At 42.6% G+C, this 16,676-nt stretch carries 14 protein-coding genes, 4 tRNA genes and 1 rRNA gene; 2 read left to right on the top strand and 17 right to left on the bottom strand.

Translation table 11 applies throughout. The annotated features are described in order from the left end of the window. From B9A22_RS17155 to B9A22_RS17135, 5 genes are all read right to left on the bottom strand, one after another. Positions 1-285, bottom strand: a 16S ribosomal RNA gene (locus B9A22_RS17155); the annotation flags it as partial. Positions 286-434: 149 nt separating this feature from the next. Then, positions 435-509, bottom strand: a tRNA-Gly gene (locus B9A22_RS17150). A gap of 221 nt (positions 510-730) precedes the next feature. Then, a tRNA-Val gene (locus B9A22_RS17145) sits at positions 731-807 on the bottom strand. A gap of 57 nt (positions 808-864) precedes the next feature. Beyond that, positions 865-941: transfer RNA gene (locus B9A22_RS17140), tRNA-Pro, on the bottom strand. A gap of 10 nt (positions 942-951) precedes the next feature. After that, positions 952-1,038 (bottom strand) — tRNA-Leu (locus B9A22_RS17135). A gap of 125 nt (positions 1,039-1,163) precedes the next feature. Between B9A22_RS17135 and B9A22_RS17130 the strand changes: the two genes are divergently transcribed. Then, positions 1,164-1,328: a DUF1540 domain-containing protein gene (locus tag B9A22_RS17130; RefSeq protein ID WP_084577168.1), complete on the top strand. Its 165-nt coding sequence runs from the start codon at positions 1,164-1,166 to the stop codon at positions 1,326-1,328. Between the two features lie 108 nt (positions 1,329-1,436). Here B9A22_RS17130 and B9A22_RS17125 read toward each other — a convergent pair whose 3' ends face one another. The 10 genes from B9A22_RS17125 to B9A22_RS17085 all read right to left on the bottom strand — a co-directional run bounded on the left by B9A22_RS17125 (position 1,437) and on the right by B9A22_RS17085 (position 10,898). Next, a complete protein-coding gene (locus tag B9A22_RS17125; protein ID WP_084577167.1) occupies positions 1,437-2,375 on the bottom strand; it encodes a GGDEF domain-containing protein in 939 nt (312 codons plus the stop codon). A gap of 239 nt (positions 2,376-2,614) precedes the next feature. Continuing rightward, a complete protein-coding gene (locus tag B9A22_RS17120; protein ID WP_084577166.1) occupies positions 2,615-2,866 on the bottom strand; it encodes a hypothetical protein in 252 nt (83 codons plus the stop codon). A 137-nt stretch (positions 2,867-3,003) separates the two neighbouring features. Then, the gene (locus B9A22_RS25535; protein WP_176215565.1) at positions 3,004-3,156 is read right to left on the bottom strand and encodes a hypothetical protein; all 153 of its coding nucleotides are present in this window, start codon (positions 3,154-3,156) and stop codon (positions 3,004-3,006) included. Positions 3,157-3,697: 541 nt separating this feature from the next. Further along, positions 3,698-4,852, bottom strand: coding sequence for a thioredoxin family protein (locus B9A22_RS17110; RefSeq protein WP_139796292.1), 1,155 nt, complete (start codon positions 4,850-4,852; stop codon positions 3,698-3,700). A 53-nt stretch (positions 4,853-4,905) separates the two neighbouring features. After that, positions 4,906-6,690, bottom strand: a complete 1,785-nt coding sequence (locus tag B9A22_RS17105) for an ABC transporter ATP-binding protein (protein ID WP_084577163.1) — start codon at positions 6,688-6,690, stop codon at positions 4,906-4,908. 41 nt (positions 6,691-6,731) lie between these two features. Then, a complete protein-coding gene (locus B9A22_RS17100) occupies positions 6,732-8,687 on the bottom strand; it encodes an asparagine synthase-related protein (protein ID WP_084577162.1) in 1,956 nt (651 codons plus the stop codon). Positions 8,688-8,973: 286 nt separating this feature from the next. Continuing rightward, positions 8,974-9,111, bottom strand: coding sequence for a hypothetical protein (locus tag B9A22_RS25530; protein ID WP_176215564.1), 138 nt, complete (start codon positions 9,109-9,111; stop codon positions 8,974-8,976). After that, the gene (locus B9A22_RS17095; RefSeq protein WP_084577161.1) at positions 9,108-9,590 is read right to left on the bottom strand and encodes a lasso peptide biosynthesis B2 protein; all 483 of its coding nucleotides are present in this window, start codon (positions 9,588-9,590) and stop codon (positions 9,108-9,110) included. The genes B9A22_RS25530 and B9A22_RS17095 overlap by 4 nt, the downstream gene beginning before the upstream one ends. Then, positions 9,583-9,873, bottom strand: coding sequence for a lasso peptide biosynthesis PqqD family chaperone (locus tag B9A22_RS17090; RefSeq protein ID WP_139796291.1), 291 nt, complete (start codon positions 9,871-9,873; stop codon positions 9,583-9,585). Before B9A22_RS17090 ends, B9A22_RS17095 begins: the two co-directional genes overlap by 8 nt. A 20-nt stretch (positions 9,874-9,893) precedes the next feature. Next, complete coding sequence (locus tag B9A22_RS17085; protein ID WP_084577160.1) at positions 9,894-10,898, bottom strand: hypothetical protein; 1,005 nt, start codon at positions 10,896-10,898, stop codon at positions 9,894-9,896. Between the two features lie 564 nt (positions 10,899-11,462). On the opposite strand from B9A22_RS17085, the gene B9A22_RS17080 reads away from it, so the two are divergent. After that, positions 11,463-12,011: a metal-dependent hydrolase gene (locus B9A22_RS17080; RefSeq protein WP_084577159.1), complete on the top strand. Its 549-nt coding sequence runs from the start codon at positions 11,463-11,465 to the stop codon at positions 12,009-12,011. A gap of 52 nt (positions 12,012-12,063) precedes the next feature. Here B9A22_RS17080 and B9A22_RS17075 read toward each other — a convergent pair whose 3' ends face one another. Both B9A22_RS17075 and B9A22_RS17070 read right to left on the bottom strand, forming a co-directional pair. Continuing rightward, entirely contained in the window at positions 12,064-13,212 is a 1,149-nt protein-coding gene (locus B9A22_RS17075) for an acyltransferase family protein (protein ID WP_176215563.1), read from the bottom strand. Positions 13,213-13,431: 219 nt separating this feature from the next. Further along, complete coding sequence (locus B9A22_RS17070) at positions 13,432-16,482, bottom strand: right-handed parallel beta-helix repeat-containing protein (RefSeq protein WP_084577157.1); 3,051 nt, start codon at positions 16,480-16,482, stop codon at positions 13,432-13,434. Between the last annotated feature and the right edge of the window lie 194 nt (positions 16,483-16,676).

Raw genomic sequence — 16,676 nt, 5'->3', positions numbered from 1 at the left:
CCTTGGTGAGCTATTACCTCACCAACTAGCTAATCAGACGCAGACCCATCTCTAAACGATAGCTTACATGTAGAGGCCATCTTTCTTATCTCGGTCATGCAACCGAGATACCACATTCGGTATTAGCACCACTTTCGCGGTGTTGTCCCCATTTTAGAGGCAGGTTGTCTACGCGTTACTCACCCGTTCGCCACTAAGTATGTATTGCTGCTTACTCCGTTCGACTTGCATGTGTTAGGCACGCCGCCAGCGTTCGTCCTGAGCCAGGATCAAACTCTCCAATAAAAAAGTATGCCGTCTATATGCGACTCTGCTATCCCTGCCGCTATCTATATTTAGAAAGACTTGCTTCTTAATTAGATGAGACAGGCATATGTTCAAAGTCACACAGTGACTACATTATATTGAAGCCGTTTTATCGGCTCGTTATTTGTTGGAGCGGAAAACGAGATTCGAACTCGCGACCCTCGCCTTGGCAAGGCGATGCTCTACCGCTGAGCTACTTCCGCATCCGTTAATAGATTGACGTGGTTATTAACCACTATACATCTGGCATTTTTATGATGCATTACTTACATTGTTTAGTTTTCAAGGAACGACGTGCATGGATGCACTAGTGTCACGGGTGTACCATTGATGGTACGCTTTACCCCGGGACCGCTAGCCGCTTGATGCAGCTTATACAGATTATCATAGTTAATCATACTATGTCAACTGTATTTTATTGGAGTGGTGGGGCTAACTGGATTCGAACCAGTGACCTCTACGATGTCAACGTAGCGCTCTAACCAACTGAGCTATAGTCCCACAAGAATTGTACATCTATCATCCAACTATTAATCTATCAATATAAAAGTTAGTAATTGGTCGGAGCGGCAGGATTCGAACCTGCGACCCCCTGGTCCCAAGCCAGGTACTCTACCAAACTGAGCCACGCCCCGATAGTTTAAATGGTGCCGGAGGTCGGACTCGAACCGACACGGGGTCACCCCCGGCAGATTTTGAGTCTGCTACGTCTGCCAATTACGTCACTCCGGCACTGGAATTTAAATTATACTAGCCGATTCTTGATTTGTCAACAGTGTATTTTATCGATTATACCATGCATGATTTCTTTATATGGTGAAATACTATCATTGCAATTTCCAAGGAGGTGATTACAGATGTCTTTACCAGGAGTAAAATGTACCGTATCCAGCTGCAGGTTTTGGAAAAGCGGCGAGCATTGTGATGCTTCCGCTATTGAGGTGAATGTTGATGGCGGCGGCGCACACGCCCGCCAAAGTGATCAAACGAACTGCCATACTTTTCAGCCTAAGAACTCCTAGACAAAACTAAAGAGAATTGTACGCCAAAAGCCGCCCATAGATTTTGGGTGGCTTTTTACCATAACTATCCTGGTTTAATCACAGAAAAAGGACAGTACACCCGCTGATTCAACAGTTGTACTGTCCTCTTTTCCTAATTGTGCTTAATTGTCGCCCATTATAACACTTTTTCTTTTCATTCCGCTTGGCCAGTTTATCTTCATACATATTCTTATCGGCTTTGGCCAGCAGTTCTTCAATTGTACACGGGTTCTCAGGATCATAAAAAGCATATCCGACACTAAGCGATAGCAGATATGACTGACTGCTGTCTTTCCCCTTCGCTTTTAATCGCTCCAAGATATTTGTAGCAAAGACAGAATCGGCATCTAATGCCAATGCAACGAATTCGTCGCCGCCAATACGAGCGACAATATCAGAAGTTCGGAAAACACCCTTAAGTATGCGTGCTGTACTAATAATCGCCTCGTCACCCACTTGGTGCCCCAAATTGTCATTAATGAACTTCAGCTTGTCCAAATCGGCGTAAAACAATATCATTCCTCGCCTTGAACGTCCTGAAACCTGTACATAATGCCTGGCCAAATTCATAAATCCCCGCCGATTATATAAACCTGTAAGCTCATCAAACAAAGACGCTGTCTGCAAATCCTTTATTATCCGCTGCCGTTCAATAGCATAAAGTAACGACCGCGCTAACGCGCTTCCAAGAACTTCCTGCTTAACTAAGACATCTTGAGCTCCGTCCCGCACCGCACTAATAGCTACCGCCGCATCACTTGATTCAACCATTACAACCACCGGTACATCGGGATACTGGTTCCTGATCTTCATCAGGCCGCTTATCCCATGGCTATCTGAGAGTGCAAAAACTAACAGGACAACATCAATTGCACTTTGATCCAACACCTTTAAGCCTTCTTGCAATCTGCCAACACACCACAAACTAAAGCAAGTGTCTAGTATAGCATCAGATAATGCCATTTTAATTTCACGATACTGCCTGACCTCACAGATTACTAGAACAGAAACGCTTTTTTTGATCATGCCCTCACTACCTTTATTGTATGACTCTTATTGATCGTTTCCACTTCTGTCCGCCACATAAACACTGGTATTGAGGCCGGGAAACCGTTTTACAGTGAAAGACTTTTACCCCGCAATCCGTGCATACCCACACTCTGGATGTTTCTACAAAGGGCATATCAGATATGCGCTCAATTCTCCCTGCCTCTCTTGGCAGTTTGTATTGAATCACCCAAACCATCTCCTTTTTCCCCCACTTATTAGGGGTCTTGCTCAGTCTTCTCTCCTTCAATCGTATTCTTTGTCTTGAGCCAATCTGTTAATTCTAATCTTAGTTTATGTAGACTGTATTCAAGCAACCCCAGTTGCATATAGTTATTAGTGAATTCGCTTAATTCATCGGCTGTAAAATCCTTTCGACCCGACTTGTAGAAAGCCATCTGAGTCATTTTGGCCAATGCCTTTTCCGCTAAGCTTACTTCGTTTATACATATCAGCAGTTTCTTTCGCATTCCTCATCTCCTTAATAGACGGCTTGGCCACTAAATAAATATCCTTTAAACATATTATAAATTACCATATTTTGCCTAGCAAGATTTGTGACACAAGTTGCTCTTAAATCAGCGGGAGTTGATACCGGACCTTAAGATTAGGAAATAGCGATTACTTCATGATGCTCCCCCCTGCCCAAGAGGAACACCCCTGCTACGGCTGTATTAGAAAGCAAATTATCGAATGAAAATTCCGTCTTCAATATATTGAGTTCTTTTACATACGGCTTGCACCATTCCTTTTTAAGCATCAAAATTCACCACCTTTCTGACAATTGGCGTACATCCAAATCTTGTTCCTGTTCTTTTGGCTTCCCCGTCCATATCTGCGGCAACCAGATCAACGCCTTGAGAAACTAACTATTCTCGTTGATCAAGTATTGTGTCATTACCCTGCACCTCCAACCTTCCAGTAAGTACTGTTAGTCCGCTTTGGACTCATTACCTGTAATTTCATAAAATGCTTGACTAAAAGCTCTATCTGCCTATCAACTGACATCACGTTTTCCGGCCAAGTTAGCGAAAAACTCAATATATAAACCATTATATGTTTCCATTTTTTTACATACAAGATCTTAAACACTAGTTGCATTTATACCAGCGCGAGTTGATCTTAAGGCTGATTCACCTGCTGGGCACACAACAAAAGCACTATCGTCTAAAAAACAAATAGTGCCATCAACTGCATAATGTTAACATTGATTTCTAAACAAGTTATTCCTCAGGAGTTGCACTTGTTTCAGCATGCGCAACAAAAGCACCAGGTAAACTGGTTTTCCAGCATAAAGCAGTTTAATAATAATGCCATAACCCCCAGGTACCAGCAGCGGTTAAGCACAAAGCCATAGCTAAGTGTAGCAGTCGCCTATACTTATTTCGCAGTTGCTCAAACATATCCACTTTTTCAGGAGAAATAACTAAGATACATAGTAACACTAAAATAGGGGATATGAAAATTAGGTTATAGTAGCCAAGCCACAGCGCGCTTTCATACATCGATTGTTTAGCCAGGAGGGAGAGGGCAAAGGCATATGGCCCACCTGTGCAAGGTAGTTCAATCATTGCGCACAGTGCACCTGATACAGCGGCACCACCTACTGACACACATTTTTCAGCCTGTTTAACAAGCTTCATTTTTGTCGAGTCAGATAGTTCGCTAAATTTTGTTTGCTGCGGAAAAAATACTGTTCTTACGTGAAAGCCAGCTACAATAAATAGGCTGCAAGACATGATTAATGTAATTGCATTAGCATTATTAAATATTCTACTAATAACAACCTTTCCGGCCATGCCAGCTATAAAATACGTTAGATAAAGCGCGACTGCGAAAGTAATGCCATATAATATTGCCTTTCTTTTACCCGAATAAATAGTAGCGTAACTTACGGCCAAGATAAACACGAATATTGCACAGGGATTCACTGCATCAGCGGCGGCAGCAAATGTAACAGGTAGAAGTAAGGTTATATTAGACTGAGTTGCAGCTTGGATGGGTGCGACAAAGTTAATAGTTTTTGAGGTACCTGGTTCTACCGCCTGGTAGAGAGACGGGACCTCCTTACTGCCCATTAGCAGTATTGGTGTTTTATTCTCAAATTCTATGTATATACTAGGAATACTTGGATTCAAACGGCCTCTAATATTCTGAGCCAATTGAGTTAATTCTTGTAAATTATCGGCATCCATTGTAGATTTTTTCTTTATAGTGTGATTAGCAGATTCATTAGCGACAAATTCATTCCAAGCTGGTTCGAATGCTTTACAGATTTCACAGTGCTCAGAATAGTAATACGTTATCACCGCAGCTTCGGCTTGTTGACCTATAGCCGCAAAGGCTATTAGCACTAGACAATTCAGTGACATTTTTTTTACCAAGTACCTTAACCAAGAGATATTTTTTATAAAACCTTTCATCCACGCTCCTCCTCGTGATACTGTTGTTGACATTTCATGCACCTTGCCAACATTCAATACTACGCCGGTTGAATGCCGTGCATGATTCACTCAGTAGATGAGCAGGCTAATGCGTGAAACCGGCTAACCCTATTACTTATCAACGACTGATAATTGCCCTGTTCCACGATCTGCCCCTGCTCCAGTACAAGAATCTTATCAGCATTCTGGATAGTGGATATTCGATGCGCGATAACAACAATAGTCAGCTTGCCCTGCAAGTTTTCAATAGCCTGTTGAATCCGTTTTTCATTTTCCGCATCCAGAGAACTTGTGGCTTCATCTAAGATAAGAACCGATGGCTTTCTTAAAAGAGCCCTTGCCAGTACAATACGCTGCCGTTCGCCACCAGATAGGCGCACACCCCTATCGCCCACAACGGTATCAAGGCCCTCCGGCAAACTGTTGACAAAAGCGTCAATGGCGGCTAGCCGCAAAGCCTCCCACACTCCGTCCTCTGAGGCATCTGGGCAAGCCCATAACAGATTATCCCTAATACTTGCATTGAGTAAAAATGGATCCTGGGGTACGTAGCCGATGGAATTTCTCCAAGGTCGCAAATGTTCCGACAATGGCTCACCGTCAACCAGAACATTTCCCTTTACAGGTGTCAACAGCCCGATCAATAAGTCCACTAAAGTGCTTTTACCTGAACCGGAAACACCAACAAATGCGGTGGTCGTTCCGGCAGAAAGAACAAAATCCGCATTTACTAGAGCATATTTCGCACGTGCTGATTCATAGTAAAACGATACATCATGAAATTCTACCCCGTTTTTCAATTCTATCCTGCCGCCGTCCTCATCTTGCGGAAGATCTTCCTGAGCGGTAAGACACTGACTTTCCAATTCCTTGGCGGCTCGAAAACCAGGCAACATAGTTTGTATATTCATGAACCCCATTTGCAGAGAAGCAAGCTTCGGCCACAAGCGGGACGAGATTACAGAAACCAATATCAATTGCTGGGGATTGAGCTGAAATATCTCAATAGAGCTAAACAAGAATAAACTAATAAAAATAGCTGCCCCCACTTTGTTGTACATGTCTGCCCGAGTTTGTAATTTATTATACCTGCTGAGATTCTTCTTCATCATATTACGGGTCCTGATAAAGCTATTCATCTGAGCTGACTCAATACCATTACTTTTTATGTCCTTGATTCCGTTTAAGTGCTCGGTAAGCGTAAAAAGTAAATCGCTATTTAATTTCGTGATATCTTGGCCCATCTTACGTGATTCCATATAAAAACTGCGTAAAAACAGAAACAAAACACAGACGCCAACCAACACAGAACAAGTCAGACCGGGAGCCAACATAAAAGCAATGCTGATTTGTATTATAGTAATCAGCGCCGTAGCTACCATTTGTAAAAATATATTCATCCCGTAATAGACACGCGTTAGTTCCGAGAGTATGACGTTGGTAATATCTGATTTCGCCTTAGACATTAAAAGCTGCCATTTTGCATAAGCTACCGCCCGAAACAGCCTTATGGATAAGGAAACAGCAAATTCTTGCTGAAGATCAAAATTAAGCATTGCTTGACAACGTTGCAGCCAGCTTTGTCCAAAATTAATGCTTGTATATATCACTAGTACCAGCGGCAAGCTTAATGTCATACCGATATTTTGGAAGAACTGATCCAGCCCAAAAGCCCAGTCACTGCTAGCTTGCATACCTGGAATAATGCCGGTCACCATTAATAACGGGATAATCATTAATACACCTATCCCTTCCAGCATCCCAAGCATAACCATAAGCAGCAAATTAACCAAAAACTTAACTCTGGACAAAATATATAAATCCCTGATATAAACAAAAAGCGTCTCCATAGTATGAATCCCTCACCCCAATTTCGCGAACGCTGGCCACGCTAGCTGCTTTCCTCCTGCCGTAAAAAACGGCTAAAAATTAGACTTCGGATGAGCATGCGCAAATTGGAATCATCCGCAGCGTTATCCTTTAATGTCCTGAACTTTGTTAGTTCCCTTTGAATTCTGGCGATATCAAGATACTCCTTTTCAGTATCCCGCGTGCCAATGCCTCTTATCTCATCAGCCAGTTCCGGCCAACTAGGTTGCATGCGTTGAACCCAGTCAGCGCTCTGTCTGCCTCGCGTCATCTCATTCAACCGAACTTTGTCCGGTAAAATCCCAACCATAGCCCGCCGGATTAAAAAACGTCCCCTGCCGCCCCGCACATACTGGTTGTCCGGAACACTAAGACAGAATTCAATCACTCGCTTGTCAGCGGTGGGATCCCGCAGAGCCATTCGGTAGGCCAAACTCTTTTTGGTAAACAAGACTCCCCCGTGACTGAACAAATCCGGACTGAGACGCTGTTTACGTTCTTCTAAACAGTCCACTGGTCTTACACAAAATGGATCATACCCGAATCGGTGAAACCGTTCCTGAACTAAGGCCCGACGTGCAAAATCCGGGTTAATTGGTGATAAATCCTGTAAATTTTTACACCATTCTAGAACTTTTTCTCTATTTATATATCTTCTTATCTCATAGGGCAACAGCTCCGTTAGTAATTGTAAAAATACTTTGTGCGGGCGCTTAAACCGTCTGGCAGTAGCCCAGCTCTCATGATACAACTGACGCCACCTACCCGCTCGAAGCAACGTTAGCAAATAGGGCTGAATATATCCCCAAGAAATGGTAACATTACCCTCGGCTCCATTTAATATGACACCAACATTACGCTCCTTTGCTGCTGCCATAATGCCAGCAACCCAGAACATGTTTTCAAAAATCTTATAAGGCTGCTCCAGCATCGCCAAAAATAGGTCATTATCGCTTAAAGGATGTTTACCATCAAAGCGGCAGTAAGTTACATCTATATTTTGAGTGCACTCCCGTACAGCTTCAATATATGGCGTTTCGTCAGCCTTGCTATAAGCAGGCAGCCAATCGCGATAACCAAGCATCGGCACCGCGCTGAAGGCCAAGAGACGCTGGTCACTCCCGGCTAATTCCCTGGCGGCCATACTGGCTACTGAAGCAGAATCCAGGCCGCCACTCAACATTGCCCCTACTGGACGAATACTGCGCAAGCGGCAACGCACGGCCTCACCGAAGACTTCTCGAAAGGCCTCTTCATATTCGCTGTCGGACTTCATTTTTAATTCAGGCTGCCCATCGACCTGCCAGTAAACCTGCTTTATTGCCCTGTCAGGCCTCACCGTCAGCCTATTCCCGGCCGGCAACAGATAAATATTCTGATATGGGGTCAGTTCAGGATCTAGCTGATGACTTACACAAGGCATAGCTAGAAAATCGGCAATCCAGGTCTCATTACGCTGTTTGGCAATCCCAGGTAGAGCAAATAGCGGTCTAACCAAGGTCGAGAAGGCAAAAATACCGGTCGACTGGTAGTAGTAGAACGTCCTTGTCCCAGTATGGTCCACGGCGCAGAACAGTTCCTGCCGCTTGTTATCCCAGATGGCAAAGGCAAAATCGCCCACAAGATACTTCGGACAGTCCTGACCCCATTTCTGGTAAGCTCTTAAAATAAACAGGCTATCCGGCATTCCTTTGCGGCAAGAACTGTCAATCCCTAGCTTATCGCAAAGCTCGGCCCGATTGTCAATGATGGCGTCAGCGGTAATTGTTAAACCGGCTAGGGCATCATGATACGGGAGTATTTCCTGCACAGATTCAGGAGTTATATGCTGGGCGTGGCAGCCAAAAAACACTCGTCCCTCCTGCCATGTGCCCACAGAATCGGCTTGATAGATGCCCAACTCCCGCATCATGGCCGCACCCGTTTCCTGTGCAACCGGTCTACCATCGCAGTAAAAGATACCGCATATAGCACTCATATCCTTGTCCGTCACCTTCTTTCTCAGCTAATTCAATTAAATAACAAAGAATTCCACCCTGCGCCACTGTAATTTTCCGCCTTACTCATATCATCCCTTGCGATTCGAAAACGCAAGCCTGTGAAGTCAAGAAGTGGCGCATCACAGGCTTGCGCAATCAAAAAAGCGGTTCAAGCCCAGCGCATGGTACTAGAGGACCTCTTAGTTAACGCCCTACCACCATCTATGCGCCAAGCTAGAACCTACATCATCCTACAAGTTCTCATCGAAGCTTTAGTGCCTGAGTTTACGAGCAGCATGGGCAATCAAACCAATCAGACATTCCAGGCTTGTCAAGATCACCACTTCCTGATTTTTTCACTTGTACTTCTGTCATTTTAATTGAAATCTCTGCTATTTTGGGCGCGAACCATTGTTTTTTCATATTGTATCACCTCCTTTCTGCATCTCCTTTGTATTCATATGGTCAGCAAACTTACCAACCATGGTGAACCGTTCCCGCCCTTGACGGCCGGTTATTATCGTATCACCACACCTTAGCCATGCATGGGCCACAAGGCTGTTTCCCGCATCTCTGCCCACTCCGAGGTACAGCGTATTCGCTATTCCGTACTGCCGGAGCATCATTTTGCCTACGATGGCCTGGACTAGGCATTTACTCTCCCACGGCGTATAGCGACTCACCGTTTCAACCCCCCAGCCAATCAGTCCTGCTAGTGCAGCCTCTGCAACACCCTCCTTTATGGGTGATTCTTGCATATGCTTCCCCAAAACCATTGACATCCAGCGAAAAGGCAGCAATAAAATAACTAACCGCGTAACCCCCGTCAGACAGAAGGCTTCTACACATATCCATTGCTCCTGCCAAGAAAAACCTAAAAATCTTCTTACCAGTCTAATCAATTTGAATAAGACCTTGGGCAAAAAGTTGGTTCAGAAATGTTAATACATCATCTTGGCAGGTTTTTTCTTCCACATCGTATTCTTTTAATAGGCCTACCACCACCATCCGAACCGTGTGCGGCTTTTCAATTAGCTCCCAAATGCGACTGCCGATACCATCTAGTCCAAAGTAAGTACCTTTTTCAATGTTTAGCATGACCGTTTCCCCATCCATATCGGCAGCTATAAGCCCTGGGGCTTGGACAACAATAGTATCATCGAGAATTTCCTTGGGTAATACCACCTTTACACCCCCTGTTTGAATTAGATATTATATGCCCCAGCACACATTCGCCCTAAATCCTGTTTCACAAGGTGTACCTGTTCCTCCAGGGAAAACACCCCTTCAGGCCTAGTCAATCGTGAAACGGTCACTCGCTTTCCTATTGCCGCACATTGTTTAAAATGCGCTACTTTCAGACCTAATCCGTCAATCAGCCAGGGTCTGTAGGTATGGTTTATTAACACTGACAGTTTATCTAAACCCGAAAAAGAATTAATGGTTACATTTTGAGACTGTCCTACTTCTAGTTCATAAACAGCAACAAGCGGCATAGGTGATTGCCAAAATCGCTTGTGCACCGGTATAGTAAACTTGTCCTTATTGACTCCACTATAGACGGGTACAAGAGAAACTGTGTTGACGCCTAAAGTATCCGCACTATCTCTCCACAATTTTTGTTGGGGGTAGGCGGGCTGTACCCATGGAACACCGTCAGCATCCAAAATCACTGCAGCAACATCATCTGTTAAAAAGGAATATCCCTGTTCTCTAAAGGCTGCTAACAGAGTTGATTTCCCAACACCCGATACTCCGGTAAAAACCACACATCCCCCGTTAATAACCACGGCACTACCGTGAATAGGGAAGCTACTCCGTTGCATAAGCAGCGCACCAAGGGCAGTGCCTAGTAGAAATAGTCGAACAAAACATTCCTCTGCGTGCTCGGCTGGCTGTACAGTGATTGAGTTCCCCTTTGTGACATAGTAACAGCCTACCCCTGGCACTTGGAAAAGAAATTGGTTTGCTGCAATTTGGTAGCTTTCAGTCTTTTCTACGGGTTCAGAAATGCTGGTTGGTGTTTTGCCAAGACTAATATTGACCCAGGAACTATCTCCCCCCTCAGTATCGATAAGAAGCTCAGGCAGTTGAATATCGGACATAATGTGAAGACCAAATACTTTGTAGCGATACTTACCGGTTCTTTCTTCTCGATTAATCTCCAGCTCCTCAGTTCTAAAATATGCAGCTTGATTCGCAAAAGACATTAAAGCTATCCTCCCGACGCATCATAACCTCATAAGCTACACCATTATACGCTTTTCTTAATGGTAATTATTACCTATTTCGGAGATAATTATCCCTTAATTGAAATTAACCTTCCAAAATAATTATAGAAGGAGTCCTAACAATCTATTCTAAGTATAAATTACCAAAATTATCCATGCAATATTTGGAACATGAGTTGCACTTATCTTAACCTAAAATGACCGAGTGATGTTCCTAAGAATGTTGGATTGCTCCTTTGCACTGTTCAAAGCCCCTGAAGGTTCTATTTTTTTGGCTGCATAAGTGTATTATTTTTACTAAGAAATGCCGTGTTTTACCCTCAGCGTTTACCCAGCCCCTTGTATAGGAAAGACGCCCTTGCTTCTGTTCTGTTCGGCGACAGTAGCACTAGGGGCGTCCACCAAAAATTTAATATGATCATTGTAGGTGCTGCTGCCTTCTTCAAGCACCAGATGTAGTCTATTGGCTTAAGTAACTCTACTACTACGAATCCTATTTATCGTTTATACTGTTGTTAATTAGCCCGGATTGGAGTGTATTAAATGCTTCCACTTGGACACATGGGAATAACGCTCTCCATAGTACGAACCGCAGCTTGGTTATTTAGAATTAATTCACTGGATTACAGGGTATTGTTAGTTGGCTCCATTTTACCTGATTTAATTGATAAACCTTTAAGAATCCTATTTGCCACTGAACCCATATTTGGAAAAGGCTTCGGGCATTCCTTTCTCTTTTTAGTTTCACTTTACAGCGTGGGTAAACTTTTACGAAACAACCAGCATAAGACTACTCTCTGGGCTCTCTGGATAGGTGCAGTAATACACGACGTTTTTGATCTTATGTGGTTCTTCCCTAAAATTTTTTTTTGGCCAGCTTTCATACCGAATTTACCTAAAGCCCCCTACGAACCCTGGGGTCAAATAATACACTTTTATGGGGTCCCTATTCGCCAGGTATTTGCACTAGAAGTTGTAGGCGGAGGTATACTTCTAGTTTCTTTTATAATATTGGCCTTAAATAACAGATTGGTTAGATTTCTAAAGACTGGTAAGCTATCATATACTCGCCGCGATGGCCTATCTTCATAAAAGTCATTTGAAGATAATTAGGATATTGAGAGAGTGTTACTTTACCAACGTATCATTTAAGAATTTCTTGTTTCGAAGGCGCAGAGTTAACGCTACGCACTGCGCCGATTAATGTACATAGTCGATTATAGGGTAGTCGGATTTGTTCCCTTGTCCAGGGTTCGATATAGTTAGCAACAAACCAACTTATCCCCATAACCATTGCAATCGGAAGCAGAGGAATTAAGATTCCATACACTAAGGGTATTTGATGACCCATTTTTATGATCATTGCGACCATCATATTGTCATGTAGCAAATACAAAGGGTAACTAATAAAGCCTATAAAGAGTAAGCTAGGACGAGTTAACAATGCCTGTACTCGCGTATTCGTAATCGCAACCGTAAAAAATACAACAATGAGAATCACAAAAAACGTCGGTTGCCAGCCGAGACCGCTGTATCTTGGATGCCACTGCACTTCTACCAGTGCAGAAATGAATCCAATTATCATAGCGTATAATAACAGCGTCGTTCTTTGTTCACGGAAGTATTTATAATAGAGAGCACCAACCGCGAACCACCCATAGTACCGGGCATCAGCAAGACCTAATATTTTACTCATTAGATGCATGTCCAAAGTAGGAGCAGCTTTTTTTACTACCACGATAATCGTTGATAAGCAAAAAAAACCAATCAGAGCTACTAGCGCTTTCCGCCAACCCGCAACAAAATACAAGGTTCCAAAGATAACATAAAATTTGACTTCTACATATAAGGACCAAAAAGAGCCCTCGATACTCCTTATTTGAAATCCAAGTAACTTCGCCCACCAATCTGGTGCAATGAAAGTTAGGCCAGGTAATAGGTCACGATAGAATACTACTCCGGCCGGCCTTTCGGGCAAAAAAGGTGCCGTCCCCAAAATAATAATAGAACAAATTAGCATGGCCGGGAAAAGACGAAGCCATCTGCGCAAAATAAACTCTTGAAAACTATGACACTTTTCCAGTGTCATAAATATTACAAACCCTGAAATTATAAAGAATAACTGAACTCCTAGCCATCCGTAAGCGAAAACGGGAAACTTAGCGAACGTATCCCCAAACGGAACAAGGTCTGGCCGATTGGCATATGCATGAAACAGGACAACAAGTAAAATAGCAACACCACGCAGCCCATCCAGAAAAGCAATCCTGGAGTCGTTTTTTACAACTTTCACTCTTAATCTCCTCCAATAAAGTATACCGCTCACCGAAGTTTTTATAACCGACGAACATGTACTGATGTTTCTCGTAAATTATTTCCAAATTTTTACATATACCTTTTTCTACATAGGGACGACTTATCCCTCTTACCATGATGTATTTTTTTTTCAAAAGCCAGCTCTCAACATCAAGAGCCACCACAATTATTATGTGGTGGCTCTTGATGTTGAGAGTTATAGCTTCCCTTCACTTGTAAATACAGCGGTTTTATTTCCGCGATAAAGCCATACTATCGTTCCATCGATGACCGTACCGCGTCCTGCTGCCGGAGCGGATGCCGCTGTAGTGCCGGCGCCTATGCACTCATAGATGTTATTTCCAGAAGGCCACTTAACGAATGTTCCAACAGCGTAAGCGGTGGAGTTTTCCCTTGTTTTCGAATAGGCAAGACCATCCGTTGTTACCAACCAGGACTTAGGCGAACCGATAGCAGGAGTGATGTTCATGATTCGTGTTCCCAACGCATAACTACCTTTTACCGGAACACCTGATGAATCTACAGTTGTTCTCACGGCATATCCACCAATATTATTGCCGCTGTTTATATCTGTTGAATAGTAGTTCACATCAAAATAATTGCAGCGGTTAAATGTATTTACAGCGTCTCCTGTAGGCAATATTACATTAATTGATTTGCTGTGATCACTGTTAAAGAATTTGTTATTGGCCAGTTGCACATTTCCATCACCATATCCAAGAGAAAATAGCGTAACATCTGTTCCCAGTGGAGTAATATTGAAGATACAGTCTTGAATTTTTGAATAAAACCCATCTGCTGCTTTTGTGTAACCTTTAAAAAAATAGGAACCAGTATTTAGAGTTATGTTTATAATAACACCTTGCAAACTAAATTGAGAACGATAGGGCGCAAAAAGTCGTGTTGAAGGGTATAAATACGCAGATATTTCGCCGCCAATCATATTAATTGACGGGCCTAAATTTGTACCCACTATTGGTTCGCTGAAAACAAGAGTACAGTTATGGAGAATGCCTTTACTGTTATTAATAGTTGAATTTTTTATGACTAGATTTTCAACTAGTCTTTTTTGGGGTATCGCAAAGTCAAAATCAGGAACTATATTTATTATTGAATTGTGTATTATATCCCCTAAAGAATTACCCTCATTTGCCGCATAAGTAACCTTCTTTGTAGGGATTCCATCATTTCTAATTACATTTCCTGTACTAAATAGTTGTCTAGCCGTTACCATGTAATCGCCGTTAATCACCAGATTATTAGTTGCCTTTACAATCGGACCGCTTAACATTAGTTTTGTATTTTCAACTATGCACCTTTCTGCTAAAGTTGTAGCAACAGGACAGTTTATGCCGCTATTACCTTTTTTCCACACCACAGTTCCGTCTGTTAACAATAGTTCTTTTGCTAAGTCAGTAACTCTTGGTTCTTTATCTCCTGTTGAACAATTCCCGAAGATAATGTTGTAGGGCTGTCTAGATACATATTGCCAAGTCGTTCCTGCTATATTTACTTTGTCATTTAGATTCTTAGTCATATTTGGCGTCCAATCGGGAGCATTAGCATCAAAAGCTACTTTTTTTATTCGCGATGTAGATGCATGAGCAATGAGGATAGCATCAAAAGGCAAATCCTTTAAAGTCGGCTCAGCAGCAGCTGTTGTTCCGCCAGTTACACATTCCCATATCGTATCGTCACCCCACCAAATAAGATCACCTTCGGCATACACCGCGGAGTTTTTCCTATACGTCTTAGGAAATACATTGTCTACAATTTTCCAGGTAACATTGCCATCTGTTATAGTATCACCTAAATACTTTCCGGTTGTATTGGGAGCAGATGCTCCACTGCTTCCAGTAACAGTACAGACAACAGCTGTTCCATCTGACAATCTTACTTGATTGCCTACGCTGTATGCTCTGTTGTTTTCCCTACTATTGATTGGCAACGCTGGTAAAAATGGCTGCGCTGATGGAACAACCCCGCCACCATCACCATATGAATAAAAGTTATCTGAATGTACCCATTCAGTGGTACCATAAGTATAAACTATACCTAGCAGAGATGATTGAATTTCTGCTGGGGGCCAATTATTTTTTCTATTCATCGCCCCGGAGGTACTACCTGCCTTAATGCAAGTAAAACCTTCACTAGTTATCGGATAATCCAACCTTGCTCTATCACCAACTGCATACGCCTTACCTGGAGTTAAAAGATACGGATATTTTTTGTAGTAATCGACATAATCCTGGTTATCAAATGTACAGTCCTTTATTTGAATCCCATAAGCTGGATGATAGCCCAAACCCTGCGTAAACGTACAATTTTCCAATACAAGGTTTGTTCCACTTGCGTTAATGAGGCCACCCCGGTTGTTTTTAGTAAATCTACAACGTCTAAATACAATATTGGTAGATGAATAAGCCGCCTCAATATCAACTCCGTATTCGGGAGATTGCCCATTAGAACCGGAAAAAACGCAGTCCTCAAAAACCATGCTGTCGCCACCAACAATACTCATACCCTGTCTCATGTTGTTATCACAAACAACATTTTTCATGTAAATATCGCTATTCATGCGATACATACCCATATTGTCTAAAAGAAGAACACCATCGCCGCCATGATTAACAAACTTTGTATCATAAACCTTTATATTTTTTGACCGTTGCGCCACTAATCCATGATTCATACCGCCTATTCCATATCCAGCGTAGTAAGTGAATAAATGGGTATCTCTGTCACCGGCTATTTGACCGCCAATTATTGTTACATTATCCTTATCGCATATCGATATCGAAACAGTTACATGAGCGTTATTAGGATTTGTCTTTATAATACAATTCCTGTGCATTTCAAAAATAGAATTACTGGCAGGTTGTATACCTCTTTCGCCGCCTTTCACGGATGACGCCGGAAAAGGCAGTGGGACCCCTCTCGCGCCGGTTTTATTTACAGGATCAGCATAGTACGTTGGTTCGATTAAATACATCCCCTCTTTTAAATATACACCTTCATAACCATTATTTTTCGCCCAAATTATAGCAGCGTTTATTCCTTTTTCCGTTTCACTCGGATGTGTTCCGTCATTGTAAATTCCCCACGTTGTCAAGTTTATCGCGTAAAGTTTATATGAGATAGCCGCTAAAACTGCTTCACTTGCTCCGTTTTCAGCAGCCATGCTCGATTCTCTGGATTCATTAGCCCTGTTTGCAGCTTGAACGACATCAATTTTAGGGTCTGACAATTTAAATCCCCCCACCCTCTATCCATTTCATACCGGAGTCTTACATGGCTTTGACTATATGTCTCTTTTTATGTATATGCCGGATATAAGAGTTTTGTGAGAATCATTAGTCTATTGTTGAGGCTTTCTCAAGCACAGGGCTAAGTTTTCTCGCAAGCAACAAATAAGCCCCACCTTGATAACAAGGCAGGGCA

The organism is Sporomusa malonica (genome assembly GCF_900176355.1).
Classification (GTDB): domain Bacteria; phylum Bacillota; class Negativicutes; order Sporomusales; family Sporomusaceae; genus Sporomusa; species Sporomusa malonica.
Note: the sequence above shows the minus strand (reverse complement) of the source record. Positions and strands in the feature narration are given on the sequence as shown.

Excerpts from the sequence above, each read along its gene's own strand:
- B9A22_RS17130 (WP_084577168.1), top strand. The coding sequence starts at position 1,164 with ATGTCTTTACCAGGAGTAAAATGTACCGTATCCAGCTGCAGGTTTTGG.
- B9A22_RS17125 (WP_084577167.1), bottom strand. The coding sequence starts at position 2,375 with ATGATCAAAAAAAGCGTTTCTGTTCTAGTAATCTGTGAGGTCAGGCAG.
- B9A22_RS17120 (WP_084577166.1), bottom strand. The coding sequence starts at position 2,866 with ATGCGAAAGAAACTGCTGATATGTATAAACGAAGTAAGCTTAGCGGAA.
- B9A22_RS25535 (WP_176215565.1), bottom strand. The coding sequence starts at position 3,156 with ATGCTTAAAAAGGAATGGTGCAAGCCGTATGTAAAAGAACTCAATATA.
- B9A22_RS17110 (WP_139796292.1), bottom strand. The coding sequence starts at position 4,852 with ATGTCAACAACAGTATCACGAGGAGGAGCGTGGATGAAAGGTTTTATA.
- B9A22_RS17105 (WP_084577163.1), bottom strand. The coding sequence starts at position 6,690 with ATGGAGACGCTTTTTGTTTATATCAGGGATTTATATATTTTGTCCAGA.
- B9A22_RS17100 (WP_084577162.1), bottom strand. The coding sequence starts at position 8,687 with ATGAGTGCTATATGCGGTATCTTTTACTGCGATGGTAGACCGGTTGCA.
- B9A22_RS25530 (WP_176215564.1), bottom strand. The coding sequence starts at position 9,111 with ATGAAAAAACAATGGTTCGCGCCCAAAATAGCAGAGATTTCAATTAAA.
- B9A22_RS17085 (WP_084577160.1), bottom strand. The coding sequence starts at position 10,898 with ATGTCTTTTGCGAATCAAGCTGCATATTTTAGAACTGAGGAGCTGGAG.
- B9A22_RS17080 (WP_084577159.1), top strand. The coding sequence starts at position 11,463 with ATGCTTCCACTTGGACACATGGGAATAACGCTCTCCATAGTACGAACC.